The 15,042-nt window shown below is 43.3% G+C and carries 15 protein-coding genes; 14 read left to right on the forward strand and 1 reads right to left on the reverse strand.

Features of this window, described 5'->3' with window-relative positions:
• The first annotated feature begins 10 nt into the window (after positions 1–10).
• From M1J35_RS14230 to M1J35_RS14265, 8 genes are all read left to right on the forward strand, one after another.
• Positions 11–1,252, forward strand: a complete 1,242-nt coding sequence (locus tag M1J35_RS14230) for an aminopeptidase (RefSeq protein WP_254651539.1) — start codon at positions 11–13, stop codon at positions 1,250–1,252.
• 222 nt (positions 1,253–1,474) lie between these two features.
• Complete coding sequence (locus tag M1J35_RS14235) at positions 1,475–1,855, forward strand: DUF805 domain-containing protein (protein WP_034760701.1); 381 nt, start codon at positions 1,475–1,477, stop codon at positions 1,853–1,855.
• A 183-nt stretch (positions 1,856–2,038) separates the two neighbouring features.
• Positions 2,039–2,596, forward strand: coding sequence for a glycerol-3-phosphate responsive antiterminator (locus tag M1J35_RS14240; RefSeq protein ID WP_034759363.1), 558 nt, complete (start codon positions 2,039–2,041; stop codon positions 2,594–2,596).
• A 331-nt stretch (positions 2,597–2,927) separates the two neighbouring features.
• Entirely contained in the window at positions 2,928–3,758 is an 831-nt protein-coding gene (locus tag M1J35_RS14245) for an MIP/aquaporin family protein (protein WP_061809260.1), read from the forward strand.
• Between the two features lie 18 nt (positions 3,759–3,776).
• Complete coding sequence (gene glpK / locus M1J35_RS14250) at positions 3,777–5,267, forward strand: glycerol kinase GlpK (protein ID WP_224519974.1); 1,491 nt, start codon at positions 3,777–3,779, stop codon at positions 5,265–5,267.
• A gap of 173 nt (positions 5,268–5,440) precedes the next feature.
• Positions 5,441–7,105, forward strand: a complete 1,665-nt coding sequence (locus M1J35_RS14255; protein ID WP_254651540.1) for a glycerol-3-phosphate dehydrogenase/oxidase — start codon at positions 5,441–5,443, stop codon at positions 7,103–7,105.
• A gap of 446 nt (positions 7,106–7,551) precedes the next feature.
• A complete protein-coding gene (locus M1J35_RS14260; RefSeq protein WP_254651541.1) occupies positions 7,552–7,965 on the forward strand; it encodes an NUDIX domain-containing protein in 414 nt (137 codons plus the stop codon).
• Between the two features lie 28 nt (positions 7,966–7,993).
• A complete protein-coding gene (locus M1J35_RS14265; protein ID WP_082197404.1) occupies positions 7,994–8,437 on the forward strand; it encodes a DUF4064 domain-containing protein in 444 nt (147 codons plus the stop codon).
• 227 nt (positions 8,438–8,664) lie between these two features.
• On the opposite strand, the gene M1J35_RS14270 is transcribed toward M1J35_RS14265, so the two are convergent.
• Positions 8,665–8,733: a putative holin-like toxin gene (locus M1J35_RS14270; protein WP_229595285.1), complete on the reverse strand. Its 69-nt coding sequence runs from the start codon at positions 8,731–8,733 to the stop codon at positions 8,665–8,667.
• Positions 8,734–9,012: 279 nt separating this feature from the next.
• Here M1J35_RS14270 and M1J35_RS14275 point away from each other — a divergent pair, with 279 nt between their 5' ends.
• From M1J35_RS14275 to M1J35_RS14300, 6 genes are all read left to right on the forward strand, one after another.
• On the forward strand, positions 9,013–10,110 hold the full coding sequence (locus M1J35_RS14275) for a M24 family metallopeptidase (RefSeq protein WP_305882317.1): 1,098 nt from the start codon (positions 9,013–9,015) through the stop codon (positions 10,108–10,110).
• 150 nt (positions 10,111–10,260) lie between these two features.
• Positions 10,261–10,704 (forward strand): DUF6376 family protein, encoded by a 444-nt coding sequence (locus tag M1J35_RS14280; RefSeq protein WP_254651543.1) that lies wholly within the window; start codon positions 10,261–10,263, stop codon positions 10,702–10,704.
• Positions 10,705–10,889: 185 nt separating this feature from the next.
• Positions 10,890–13,052 (forward strand): DNA topoisomerase III, encoded by a 2,163-nt coding sequence (locus M1J35_RS14285; protein ID WP_254651544.1) that lies wholly within the window; start codon positions 10,890–10,892, stop codon positions 13,050–13,052.
• A 147-nt stretch (positions 13,053–13,199) separates the two neighbouring features.
• Complete coding sequence (locus M1J35_RS14290; protein ID WP_371928676.1) at positions 13,200–13,853, forward strand: type 1 glutamine amidotransferase domain-containing protein; 654 nt, start codon at positions 13,200–13,202, stop codon at positions 13,851–13,853.
• Positions 13,854–13,963: 110 nt separating this feature from the next.
• The gene (locus M1J35_RS14295; RefSeq protein WP_254651545.1) at positions 13,964–14,344 is read left to right on the forward strand and encodes a CidA/LrgA family protein; all 381 of its coding nucleotides are present in this window, start codon (positions 13,964–13,966) and stop codon (positions 14,342–14,344) included.
• Between the two features lie 40 nt (positions 14,345–14,384).
• Positions 14,385–15,014 carry an LrgB family protein gene (locus M1J35_RS14300; protein ID WP_254651546.1) on the forward strand — a complete coding sequence of 210 codons (630 nt, stop codon included), beginning with the start codon at positions 14,385–14,387 and terminating at the stop codon, positions 15,012–15,014.
• Positions 15,015–15,042 lie beyond the last annotated feature (28 nt).

Raw genomic sequence — 15,042 nt, forward strand, 5'->3', positions numbered from 1 at the left:
AGAATTCAAAATGGCTATACATAAAGATTTTCAAGAAAAAGTTAAACAATATGCAGAGCTTGCGGTTAAGGTCGGGGTGAACGTACAAGAAGATCAACCGTTGTGGATCTCGGCACCGCTCGGAACAGAAGACTTTGTTCGCCTTGTGGTAAAAGAAGCCTATCTTGCTGGCGCAAGAATTGTACATGTTCAATGGTACGATGAAGAAATTATGAGAATGCATTATGAATCTGCACCACATGATGTGTTCCATGAATATCCGAGCTGGCTGGCTGCTGCTCATGAATGGGTAGTGGATCTAAAAGGAGCGTTCCTGCAAATAGAAGCCAATGACCCGGACCTTCTGAAAGGTATCGATCCTGACCGGATCCTCAATTACGAGAAAGCGAGTGGGGATGCACTTGATCGATTCTATGAAGCGATTGAAAAGGATGAAATCAGCTGGTCCATCGTCGCCATTCCCTCACAGAAATGGGCGGATAAAGTGTTCCCTGAACTTCCACCATCAGAAAGGGTCCCCAGTCTGTGGGAACGGATTTTCACTTCGGTTCGCATCGATCGTCCAGACCCTGTTTCCGCATGGAAATCCCATATCCAAACCTTGACCGATAAAGCCACCCAACTGAACGCACTCCATCTAGAAAGCCTTCACTACAGCGCGATAGGGACGGACCTTTCCATTGAACTGCATGAAGATCATATTTGGCTAACCGGCGCAAGCAAAACCCCACAGGGGACAAGTTTCATTGCCAATATGCCGACAGAAGAGGTATATACAGTTCCTGTGAAGACTGGAGTGAATGGGACCGTTACAAGCACCAAGCCACTTGCTTACAATGGAAATGTGATAGACGGTTTCACTCTCACATTCGTTGACGGAGAAATTAAGGAAGTCTCCGCTGAAGAAGGAGAAGAAATACTACGTAAATTAATCGATACCGATGAAGGGGCAGCTTATCTTGGAGAGGTAGCGCTTGTTCCTCACCATTCACCCATCTCAGACTCCGGTGTCTTATTCTTTAATACATTGTTTGATGAAAATGCATCAAATCATTTAGCGATCGGTTCCTCATACCCGACTTGTATGAAAGATGGAAACATATTATCCGACGAAGAACGCGAAGAAAAGGGTCTTAATGAGAGTGTCGTGCATGAAGACTTCATGATCGGTTCTGCCACTATGAATATTGACGGAGTTTGTCGCGATGGAAAAAAGATCGCCATTTTCCGTAATGGGAATTGGGCGATATAAGTTTAGTACGTTCTTTATGTTTCGGTATGCGTCGAAAAAATTGAAGAAGAGCAAAAACCCTGTCCTAAAGTGACAGGGTTTTTCAATTGATTTTCAATACATTCTATAAAAATGGTAAAAAAGGTTTATATTATTATTAAAAGAGGTAAATTGGAAATAATTCAATTAATTGTAAATTTCGTTAACTCTATTAAACAACAAATAAGGAGGAAGGATTTGAAAATGCATTGGTACTTAACCGCATTAAAGAAGTATGCTGATTTCACAGGTAGGTCGAGGAGAAAGGAATTCTGGATGTTTTCATTGGTCAATTTCGTTATTATGTTCGTACTTAGTTTTGTAGCTAACTTAGTCGATTCCTCAGGCACTATCTTCATGGTACTGTACGGGATTTATGCATTAGCTGTTTTCGTCCCTTCTTTGGCCGTCTCAGTCAGGCGTCTGCATGATACAGGCAGGAGTGGTGCGTGGTACTTCATTGCTTTTGTTCCTTTTGTAGGAGCTATCGTTTTACTTGTCTTTATGTGTTTTGATAGTGATCATGGGAGCAATCAATACGGACCGACTCCGAAAAACTTTGAGAACATCACAGTCACGACGTAGGTTTCGAAGGGAGAACCCTAAACCATGTGGGTTCTCTTTTTTGTTTATTATTCCATCTAGTACGTTTATGAACAGTTGTTTATATTCATCTGGTTAATAGCCTATAATGATTGAGCCTACACCCCATGACATTTGTGGTAAAATCAATTTAAATGCAAGCATATACATAAGGAGTGAAAGACATTGAGTTTTGAAGGTCAAAACATATTACCTGCCATAAGGTCCATGAAGGACTTTGATAAAATGCTCGAAACCTCTTTCCAGTACGGGGTGTTCCTCGACCTTCATGTCGGGATGTTGAAAAGTGTTTTTGAATATGCCCGGAACGAAAATCGGAAGATGTTTTTGCATCTGGATCTCATTCATGGTTTATCCAGTGATGAATACGCAGCAGAATATGTCTGTCAGGAAATCAAACCATACGGGATCATATCAACTAAGGGAAACGTCATAAAAAAGGCAAGGCAAAAGGGCGTTTATGCCACCCAGCGAATGTTTGTCATAGATTCGAGCGCCATGAACCGAAGTATTGAATTAATCCAAAAGACGGACCCGGATTTCATTGAGGTCCTTCCTGGTGTGGTTCCGAAAATCATTAAGGAAATAGGCACCAAGACAGGTAAGCCCATCTTTGCCGGCGGGCTCATTGATACAGTGGAAGAAGTGGAAGCAGCACTTGAGGCAGGAGCGACGGCCATTACTACCTCTGATCGAGTCCTATGGAAACATTTTGACAGATAAAAAATCATGAAAACCCATTGACACCGCTTTCATAGTGGAGTAATATGAATGACAAGTTAATACGTTGTGAAAGAGATGAAGAGACTCACGTGAAGTGCCTGCAATTGAGGGGCATATTCCGTGAGTCTCTTTATTTTTGATTCAACGGGCTCTGATGACATGGTGAGTGACTGATAGGATTATCATAAGCATTTATGGGGTAAACGAGCTAAAAAGCCCCGTACAAGCACGAAAATCGATGGTAGTGCAAGTTCTTCGTGTATGGAAAGAGATTGATGATGTCGGCTCATCGTGATTCAAAGCAAAATCTAATTGAAATGAGGGATGATGCATGAATGCATTTATAGGAGAAGTGGTAGGTACAGCATTGCTCATTATTTTCGGTGCCGGGGTTTGCGCCAATGTAAACTTGAAGAAATCATTTGCGTATAACGCCGGTTGGATCGTCATTACATTTGGCTGGGGATTGGGTGTGGCCATGAGTGTATACGCCGTAGGGCAGTTTAGTGGTGCACATTTAAATCCTGCCGTCACATTGGGACTGGCGTTCAATGGTGATTTCCCATGGAGAGATGTACCAGAGTATATCCTCGCACAAATGATCGGGGCAATCATCGGGGCAACCATCACATATTTACACTTTCTACCCCATTGGCACGCAACAAAGGACCCTGGCGTGAAATTAGGAGTTTTTGCTACAGGTCCAGCCATTCCGCATTATTTTTCAAATTTATTGAGTGAAATCATTGGAACTTTTGTATTAGTAGTAGGATTATTATCCATAGGGGCGAATACCTTTACAGACGGATTAAATCCATTTATCGTCGGATTCCTGATCATCGCGATCGGTATATCACTTGGCGGTACAACAGGATATGCGATTAACCCGGCTCGTGATCTTGGACCGCGTATCGCTCACTTCATCCTTCCGATTCCCGGAAAGGGACCATCCAACTGGGGATATTCATGGGTTCCTGTAGTAGGACCGGTATTAGGGGGATCTTTTGGAGGCGTCTTTTATAAAGCGGTTTTCATTGGACAAGTAACGACAAGCTTCTGGGTGGTTCTTGTGATTCTTCTAGCCGTGCTTGGACTTGCCTATGCAAGTGACAGAAAGACCAGTTTAGCTAAAAAAGTACATCAATTATCTACTGAAAATTAATCATTGGAGGGGTTATCAATGGAAAAGTTTATTTTATCTTTGGATCAGGGAACTACAAGCTCAAGAGCCATCCTTTTTAATAAAAAAGGGGAAATCGTTCATACTGCTCAAAAGGAGTTTACTCAGCATTTTCCTAAACCGGGCTGGGTAGAACATAGTGCAAATGAAATTTGGGGATCTGTCCTTGCCGTCATTGCAAGCGTTTTATCGGAATCCAGTGTGAAACCCGATCAAATCGAAGGAATCGGAATCACGAACCAACGTGAAACAACCGTTGTATGGGATAAAGAGACAGGCGACCCGGTATATAATGCGATCGTGTGGCAATCACGACAAACAGCCGGGATCTGTGAGGAATTAAAATCACAGGGACTAAACGATACCTTCCGTGATAAAACCGGATTGCTGATTGATGCCTATTTCTCCGGTACGAAGGTGAAATGGATCCTCGACAATGTCGAAGGTGTAAAGCAAAAGGCGGAAGAAGGAAAGCTTCTGTTCGGAACGATCGACACGTGGCTGATCTGGAAAATGTCTGGTGGAACGGCTCACGTAACGGACTACTCAAACGCTTCACGTACCCTTATGTATAATATCCATGACTTGAAATGGGACGAAGAGCTCCTTGATATTCTCGGTGTACCTGCAAGTATGCTTCCAGAGGTCCGTCCCTCATCAGAAGTGTATGGGAAAACGGTTCCGTATCATTTCTTTGGTAGAGAAATCCCGATTGCAGGTGCTGCAGGGGATCAACAGGCCGCATTATTCGGACAGGCCTGTTATGAGAAAGGGATGGCGAAGAATACGTACGGGACAGGCTGCTTTATGCTCATGAATACAGGTGAGAAAGCGGTGAAGTCTGACAATGGTCTATTAACGACCCTGGCATGGGGAATCGACGGAAAGGTGGAATATGCCCTTGAAGGCAGTATTTTCGTTGCCGGTTCTGCCATCCAGTGGCTTCGCGATGGACTCCGGATGCTGAAAGATGCGAAGGATAGCCAGGAGTATGCAGAGAAAGTAGACTCAACAGATGGCGTATATGTTGTCCCTGCATTCGTTGGCCTGGGCACTCCTTATTGGGATAGTGACGTCCGGGGTGCAGTGTTTGGATTAACCCGCGGTACCTCTAAGGAACATTTTGTAAGAGCCACTTTGGAATCCCTTGCTTATCAGACAAAGGATGTATTGACAGCCATGGAAGCCGATTCAGGAATTTCCCTTAAGAAACTGAGAGTCGATGGAGGGGCAGTCAAGAATGATTTCTTAATGCAATTCCAAAGTGACTTACTATCCGTACCGGTAGAGCGTCCAGTGGTCAATGAAACCACCGCATTAGGTGCTGCCTACCTTGCAGGGCTTGCCGTCGGTTTCTGGAAAGATCGCGAAGAAATCTCCAAACAGTGGAATAAAGATAAACAGTTCGAACCTGAAATGGCCGTTGAGACACAGGAAGAACTATATGGCGGCTGGAAAAAAGCTGTAAAAGCAGCTATGGCTTTTAAATAATTAGAACTTATGATATAATGAACCCAAGTTAATAAAACGGTTAGAGATCAAGAGAGACCAAACTCGCATTATGGCACATTTAGGCCATGATGTTAGTTTCGGTCTCTTTTTTTATGGTTAAACAGTAGAGTAAGAGCAGAAATCATTTCTTTAATTCTTAGGAGGAACCAACTATGACATTTTCAAGTACTGCACGAGAAGAAGTAAAACATACACTGTCATCCAATCATTTCGACCTGATTGTAATCGGGGGAGGTATTACAGGTGCAGGGATTGCCCTTGATGCATCCAAGCGTGGAATGAAAGTCGCCCTTGTGGAAATGCAGGATTTTGCCGCAGGTACATCCAGCCGTTCCACAAAATTGGTTCACGGCGGACTTCGTTACTTAAAACAATTCGAAGTCAAAATGGTGGCCGAAGTGGGAAAAGAACGTGAAATCGTATATGAAAACGGGCCACATGTCACTACTCCTGAATGGATGCTGTTACCCCTTCATAAAGGAGGAACATTCGGTAAATTCAGCACATCAATCGGCTTGAAGGTCTATGACTATCTTGCGGGTGTCAAGAGAAGTGAAAGGCGATCCATGCTGTCGGTATCAGAAACATTAACGAAAGAGCCACTCGTCAAAAAGGATGGGTTGAAGGGCGGAGGTTATTATGTAGAATATCGTACCGACGATGCCCGTTTAACCATTGAAGTCATGAAGGAAGCAGTTGCACATGGGGCAACGGTTCTAAACTACATGAAATCCCAAAGATTCCTGTATGACAACAAGAAAGTTGTCGGGATAGAAGCAGAAGACCTGGTATCAGGGGAAACGATCGACATTCGCGGATCAAAAATCGTCAACGCTGCCGGTCCTTGGGTCGATGATGTCCGTGGCAAGGATTACAGTACGAATAATAAACAACTCCGCCTGACCAAGGGAGTCCACCTTGTCATCGATCAAAGCAAATTCCCTCTCCAACAGGCCGTCTATTTTGATACACCTGATGGACGTATGGTATTTGCGATTCCTCGTGATGGGAAAGCGTATGTAGGGACTACGGATACATTCTTTGACTCTGATAAAGCATCTCCTCATATGACATCAGAAGACAGGGATTATATCTTGAATGCGATTCACTTCATGTTCCCCGATGTGTCAGTGGGGAAAGAGGATGTGGAATCCAGCTGGGCAGGCGTGCGCCCACTGATATTCGAAAAAGGAAAGGACCCTTCTGAGATTTCGCGTAAAGATGAAGTGTGGGAAGCGGAAAGCGGACTGATCACCATTGCAGGCGGTAAGCTGACAGGGTACCGTAAAATGGGGGAACATGTTGTCGATCTTGTTTCTAAACGGCTAAAAGAAGAGAGAAAACAGAAATTCCCTGCTTCTGCGACGAAGCATATGCCGATATCCGGCGGTCATGTAGGGGGCTCGAAGAATTTCCAATCCTTCATTGACCAAAAGACAGGGGAAGCCCTTCAATATGGTTTATCAGAGGCCGAGGGCAGGAAGCTCGCAGGAATGTACGGTTCTAATGTGGATCAACTATTCAAGCTAGCTCATGCCTACAGTGGATCAACGGATGAAAGGTCCGTCCCTCCTTACTTGTACGCCCAGCTGATTTATGCGATTCAGGAAGAGATGGCTGCGACACCCGTGGATTTCTTCATTCGACGGACGGGCGCATTGTTCTTTGACCGTGAGTGGGTAGAGAAGTGGAAGGAACCAGTCATTGAGATGATGTCCAAATTGTTGAATTGGACTTCGGTACAGAAGGACAAATACACTGCTGATTTAAACGAGGAATTAAAAAATGCAGTAGTTCCAGTAGATTTGCAGTCATAAGGTTAAAAAACGGCAGAAAAAATTTTCTGCCGTTTTTTTAGTCATTCGATCACTTTCATCAAACATGCATGATGAATTATGCTTACAATTATATAAATATATGAAATGAAGCTGAAACCGCCTAAACCGTGCATTTCATTTATTGAGAGAACTTTAGATCCGTGCAGAGGGAAGTTGAGGGAGCGGGGGCGTTACGGTAGAGTAAGAGTAGAAATTGACACGACTCCTCGTTAAAAGGCAGGCTTCAATGGGATGAAGCCTGCCCTTTTTTTGTATTCTAACTACTAACGTATCCCAGTGAACGAACCAGTAATGGCTAAATTAATAAAGGGATGAAAAGGAACAGGTTGAAGTCTGAAAATAAAGAATTTTATCCTGATAAAGGAGAATTTTGTCAATAGGGCGAATATGAATTAAGGAGATTCAATCTGAAGTGAGGTGAATGAATGAACGAATGGAAAGGGGCATCTGCCCTATGTATGAATGATGGGCGTTTATTAATGGTTTTACAGGGAAAAGAAGAGGAAGAGAAACAATGGTCGGTCCCTTCTGGTGGTCTTGAAAAAGGGGAAACCCTCAGGGAGTGTTGTAAGCGGGAAGTTTGGGAAGAGACCGGCTATTGGGTGGATGTAGGAAAACACCTTTATACCAAGTGGGGGTGTGAAGGCAGAATTTCCACTACCATTCACTATTATGAAGTCCAGCTTCTTGGAGGAGTAGCCACGCTTCAAGATCCCGATCAATTAATACATAGAATTGAATGGATCTCCCTCCAAGAGTTAAAAGATCTGCCCCTGGGCTTTCCTGAGGATCAATCCATCCTGGAGGCCTATATGAGCAAGAAACACAATATACTATAGAGAACTCAATTATTAAGGAGAGATTTGAATGGTGAAGCGTACTGGTGAAGTCATTATGGGAGTGATCGGAATTGTCTTATCCGCATTATTTTCCATCATTGGAATCGTACTGAACATGGGCATGAACAGCCCGGAAGTGATGTCCCAAATCGAAGAAGGAATGGAAAGTGACCCGAATTTGCAGGAATCAGGGATGACTGCAGGGGATATGAGTGCCATCATGGAAACGGCTGAATCAATGGGTTCTTATCTGGTGATATTAGGAATCATTGCATCCATCCTAGGTATCATTGCTGTTATGACCATTGTCAAAAATAAAAAGCCTGTACTATCCGGTATCATGTTTATCCTTGCCGCACTTGTGGTCGGACTTGGAACAATAGGATTCGGGTTCATTCCTGGACTTTTATTCTTAATCGCCGGCATCATGGCCTTTGTTCGTAAACCCAAAAGAACCGAAACTGTTTATTAAAGTGAATAGCTTAGGGAATCCTCTCTGAGCTTCTTTTTTTACTCGTCCATATCTTGCTTTCCGTTAGAAAATATACTATCTTAAAAGGAGAGTATAAAGTAAAACAAGAGACACTGGCGGCAACCAATGTCTCTTGCTACACAGCAAACTGCAAGGAAAGCAGTGGCCCAATAGAGAAAGGAATATAACTCTACCCTTCAAAGTTTAGGCGCTTCATGAGGGTGGGGTTATTTCTTTTTGTCATGTGAAATAACTATGGCAATGATGGAGACAATTAAAGAGCCAAAGGTAATCATTAGCGTTAACGCCTCATACGTTGTCACTATAAGCACCACCTCCTTCTATAAGGAAGTGGCCACTCCCACCCTACATTCACTGTATAATCAGATTATATCACAAACGCCCTCCATCCTTTATAGGCAAGAGGTAGGAAAAGCCTGCCCCATCAAAAACACACACCCGGCAAGACCTTTTCCACACTAGAATCATTTCAAACTTTCTTCGAAATATGTTAGCATAGAAATGCTCACATTAAACGATTACATAACATCATGACACTCAAGGAGGAATACACATTGAAACACCGCATAGAAATGGTGAAAAATTGGTTGAAAGAAGAGAACATTGATGCAGCATTTATCAATTCAACTGAAAACGTATTTTACTTAACAAATTTCCACACAGATCCACATGAAAGATTAATGGGATTGTTCGTATTTCCGGAAGCCGAACCTTTTGTAGTGGTTCCAGGAATGGAAGCGAGACAGGTGAAGGATGCCGGTTGGGATAACGAAGTAATTGGCTACTCAGACCACGAAAATCCCTGGGACTTTATTGCGGATGCCATTCAGGCAAGAAAAATCACCGGCAAAAAAGTGGCATTTGAGAATGAGGTCGTCACTTATGGACGCAGTCAGGCGTTTTTAAACATATTCGATTCACCACATGTGGTGAACGTTGAAGACAAATTAAATGAAATGCGCTTAGTCAAGGATGAGGGTGAGATCGCGATCATGCGCCGAGCAGCGGAAATGGCTGACTATGGGGTAGAAGTAGGTGTGAGTGCACTTCAAGAAGGCATTACTGAAATGGAAGTCCTTGCGAAGATTGAGTATGAATTAAAGAAAAAGGGAATCCGTGAAATGTCATTCTCTACTATGGTTCTCTTCGGTGAGAAGGCTGGAGATCCACATGGTAATCCGGGAGACCGTAAACTGAAAGCAGGAGACTTAGTCCTGTTTGATCTAGGGGTTGTCCTGGAAGGATATACGTCTGATATCACCCGTACAGTCGCTTATAAGTCAGTGTCTGATAAACAGAAGGAAATCTACAACACTGTTTTAAAAGCGGAGCTCGCTTCCTTAGAAGCAAGCAAGCCGGGTAATCGCATAGGCGATCTGGATCAAGTTGCACGTGACATCATTACAGATGCAGGGTACGGTGACTACTTCCCCCATCGAATCGGGCATGGATTAGGTATCAACGTCCATGAATTCCCTTCCATGAGTCATTTAAATGATGGCATATTAAAAGAAGGCATGACATACACAATAGAGCCAGGTATTTACGTGCCGGAAATCGGTGGTGTCAGGATTGAAGATGACGTCCTCATCACAAAGGACGGGCATACTACTTTAACCAACTACCCAAAAGAACTTCAAATCATTGAATAAACACAGAAGGCTAACGTATAAGCGTTGGCCTTCTTTTTTTGCGTGACCCCGAATCTTCATTTAGATCGACCTTACAACAAAAAAAGTGAAACTTTTAATGAGAACGTGCGTATATACAGGGGAAGGAACATAACAGGGAGGACCGAGTACATGAAAAAATTACTGATTCTCATATCATTCAGTTTCATTACACTGACTGGCTGCGGCATATTGGAAGAGGCCAATAACAGTTTAACCTATGTAGACGAAATGACCGACTACCTGAACGAGGCAGAACAATTTGCCAATGATCTTCCCGCTTTAATGGAAAATGCTGCTGCTGATTCATCTTCTATTCCGGAACTTGAGACGAGACTTATTGATATGAAAAATGAAATCAAGGAAATCAATGATTTAAATCCTCCTAAGCTAGCTGACGATATTCACCAAAAAGTGGAGGGATATAACCAACAAGCGTTGGAAGGAATCGATCGGGCTCTAGTGGAAATTGATAAAGGGGAAGTTCAAATATCCGAGCTCAAGAATCTTGAAATCGTGAATACATTCAACCAATTACAAGACATCAAAGGAAACTTGGAAAATCTAGGGCAATAATGGACGGGTGTTACAGATACAAAGTCTGTAACACCTTTTTACATACTGAATGAACAGGTAGAACCCTCATATGGAACAACGGGCTTATGATTCATGACATACACGTCTGATTTTCATTTTTATAGAACAGCCGTTCTTAAAAAATGGTATAATGATAAAATCAATAAAGTGAAAAGGAGAATGTTATGAAAGTCGTAATAGCTGAAAAACCCGACCAGGGAGCGACCCTTGCCAAGCCTTTTTCTCATAGGAAACGACAAGGATATATCGAGATCCATCCAAACGATGTGTTCCCGAAAGGTGCTTATATTACGTGGGCAGTAGGACATCTTTTTCAGCTTCAAGCCCCTGAGAAGTATGAAAGCAAATGGAAGAAATGGACACTGAACGACCTTCCGATCATTCCTATCAGGTTTCAATATGAGTTGCAGAGGGCGAAAGCGAAACAATTCTCCGTCATCAAAGAGCTTCTTAAAAAAAACGAAGTCACAGAGATCATTCATGCAGGTGATGCGGGGCGTGAAGGGGAATTAATCATCCGGAATATCATTTCCATGTCCAAGGTTCAGAAGCCCATGAAGCGACTATGGATTTCATCCCTGACTGAGAAAGCCATCATTCAAGGATTCGAGAGTCTGCGGGAAGAAGCAGAAATGAGAAGCTTATATTATGAAGCCTATTCCAGGGCATGTGCCGATTGGCTTGTGGGTATGAATGCTTCAAGGGTGTACAGTATCCTGCTAAAAGAGCAGGGTATGTCCGATGTATTTTCTGCAGGCAGGGTTCAAACTCCCACTCTGGCCCTCATCGTGAGAAGGGAAGAAGAGATTGACCGATTTAAGAGCGAACCCTTTTGGGAAGTGAAAGCAACCTTTCACATCGGCGATCACACTTATGAAGGGGTATGGCAGAAAGATGGAGAAAGCCGGATTCAATCACGGGAGCTTGCTGAAAGAATCGCTTCTTTTTGTCAAAACAAACCTGCAACGGTCAGTAAATTGAACACCGAGAGGAAAGAGTTCGCACCACCCTTACTATTCAACCTTTCAGCCCTGCAGGCAACCATAAATAAAATGTATAAGTTCTCCCCTAAGAAAACATTAGATGTGCTGCAGAAACTGTATCAAAAAGGGATCGTCTCTTACCCAAGATCTGATTCCCAATATGTCACGAAAGGTGAAGCTGAAAGCTTTCCTGAAATATTGAACAAACTGAAAGAGTTCAGCCCTTACAATCATTGGATCCCGACTCCCCATGCAAGCATCATAAACAATAAACGTTTTGTGAATGAAGCAAAGGTATCGGATCACTACGCGATTATCCCTACTGAGCAAGTAACTGATCCCGATTCCCTATCAGAAGATGAACGGAAGATCTATGATGTCGTTGTTAAACGCTTTATCGCGGCTCACCACGACAAAGCGATCATCCATTACACGACCATCTCAACGGTGGTAGATGAAAGGGCTGAGTTTGTTTCGAAAGGAAAGCAGATTTTACAGGAAGGCTGGCGTAAGGTTCTCATGCAAAACGAAAAAGATGAGGAACCCCTCCTGCCACCTGTTGAAGAACAGGATAAAGGCGTCGTAAAGAAGGTCGTGACCAAAGAAGGGAAAACACAGCCCCCGAAACGCTACACAGAAGGACAACTCATCACCTTAATGAAGACGGCCGGGAAATATATGGACAATGATGAGCTTGAAAAAGTGTTGAAACAAACAGAGGGCCTTGGGACGGAAGCGACACGGGCAGGCATCATCACCATGCTCAAAGATCGCAAGTACATTGATATCCAAAAAAATATAGTCTTTCCCACTGATAAAGCGAAGGTATTGATACGAGCCATAGGGGATAATGTGTTAGCTTCTGCAGAAATGACGGCTAAGTGGGAGCAGCGCCTCCAGGAAATAGGAAAAGGACGGGCATCTGCACCTGAATTCATGGAGCAAGTGAAGAAATTAAGTGAACGACTCGTTCAAAACGCCCTCCAGGAATCCACCGCATGGAAGTTTGAGGATTTGGATACAGATTCTATCCAGAGAACGAAGGGACGAGGCGGAAAACCAGCTTCCAAAACAAGTATCGGCAGCTGCTTGAAATGTGGCGGGAAAGTGATTGATAAAGGAAAATTCTATGGATGCTCCAATTATCAACGAACGAAGTGCAGCTTTACCATCTCCAAAACCATCTTATCAAAAAGAATTACCCAGAAAATCGCAAAACAAGTATTAACCGAAGGCAAATCCGATCGAATAGACGGATTTAAAAAAGGAGAAAAGGAATTCTCCGCTTACCTGAGCTGGGATGCCAATCAGAAAAAAATCCAATTCCAATTTGATATCAACTAGTGTAAAACGACTCCTTCTTGCAAGGGTCGTTTTCTTATATCAGAACCCCTATAAAGTCACCAATGCTTCAAAAGAAGTTTAATTTTATGTGAAATGGATAAAACAATAGAGTGATAAGAAAACAGAGAATTAAATGGAGGGTATACATTGAAAAAGATATTAATGGTCTTAACAAATGAAAGTAAGATTGATGACGAACACGAAACTGGTCTGTGGTTATCCGAGTTCGCAGAACCATATGAAGAATTTAAGAACCAAGGTTTTGGAGTGGATGTGGCAAGTTTAAAAGGTGGCCGCATCCCGTTGGATCCGAACAGCCTTGATGATGAACAGGTGGAGAAGTGGAAAGGGGTCACGAAAGAACTGGATCAAACGCTGGTCCTTTCCCAATTAAATGTAAATGAATATGTCGGTATCTTCTTACCAGGTGGCCACGGGACGATGTTTGACCTGCCTGAAAGCCCTGAACTTCAACAGGCATTAGTCCACTTTGCTGAGAATGATAAAGCGATCGGTTCCGTCTGCCACGGTCCGGCTGGGTTTGTCGGGACGAAATTATCCAATGGTAAATGGCTGGTTGAAGGAAAAAGCTTGACTGCCTTCACAAATGAAGAAGAACAGCAAACCGGTCTTGATTCACTGATGCCGTTCTTATTAGAAACAAAATTGAGGGAACAGGGAGCTCAATTCGAAAAATCGGATGCATGGAGCAATCATGTCATCACTGACGGTAAGTTTGTGACAGGACAAAATCCACAATCGAGTCAAGCAGCAGCAGAAGCGTTCATTAAAGTATTATAATACATTACGATTACAGAGCATGGACCAGGTCCATGCTCTTTTTTATTACACTCATACTCCCCATCAATGTGATAAAATCAGGAGAAGAATATAGTTGAAGGGTGAAGCATATGCAGGCAATCCGGGTCCTTATCCAAATGGCGATTCTTTGTTTATTTTATGAAGCAGGAAAATGGTGTACCGCCTTCTTCCATTTACCGATACCCGGCAGCATTATCGGGATGCTATTATTATTCCTTCTGTTAGTAACGGGTGTACTGAATGAACGGCTTCTATTGGACGGTTCAGGATTCTTTCTAAGGCACTTCTCCTTCTTTTTCCTGCCTTTATCTGTCAGTGCGATTGTTCTTGGACCCTATTTTATCGACTATGGCTGGAAACTCCTTATCATCCTCATTGTCAGCGGGGTGATTGGCTTTTTGGCCACTTCCGTTTCAGCAGAAGGGTTCATTAAATGGAAGGAGAAAAGAAAATATGACCGGTCTTTTTAATTCTCTACTTACAATAGGTATTACTCTCCTTTATTTTTCTTTGGGTGTAAAGATTCATAAACGCTGGCCGAATCCTTTAACGATTCCAATATTTTTAAGTACGATTGCGATTATTGCCACATTACTTACTTTAGATATATCCTATAAAAAATTTGCCCACGACACTTCATTCATCACGTATTTGCTTGGCCCTGCGACAGTATCTCTTGCATATCCCCTTTATCAACACCGGCAATTGCTTATGAAAAACTTCCAGCCGATCCTGGTGGGCATCCTGTTTGGAAGCGGCTTGTCCATGCTAGTATCCTATACCTTCAGCATGTGGTTGGGGATTCCGGATGAGTGGAACCGTTCATTGCTGATCAAGACCATTACGACGCCTGTCGCAGTTGAGATCGGAAGCGTAATCGGGGCTAAGATCGAGGTCATCCCCACGGTCGTCATCGTTACAGGGATGATAGGGGCCATGACCATCCCGTCCTTCTTGAAGGCGATGGGAATCAAGCACCCCATAGCAAGGGGACTCCCATTCGGAGTCATTTCCCACGGGGTTGGTACGGCACAAGCCATCAAAGAAGGGGAAAAAGAAGGAGCCGTCAGTGGTGCCGCCATGGCGTTGACCGCTACCATCATGTCCTTTGTCATTCCCTTACTCTTTCTATTGATTTAATCATTCTCCACGGAGGAAGCTACTGATA

Origin of the sequence: Rossellomorea sp. KS-H15a, assembly GCF_024195245.1 — a bacterium.
Taxonomy (GTDB): domain Bacteria; phylum Bacillota; class Bacilli; order Bacillales; family Bacillaceae_B; genus Rossellomorea; species Rossellomorea vietnamensis.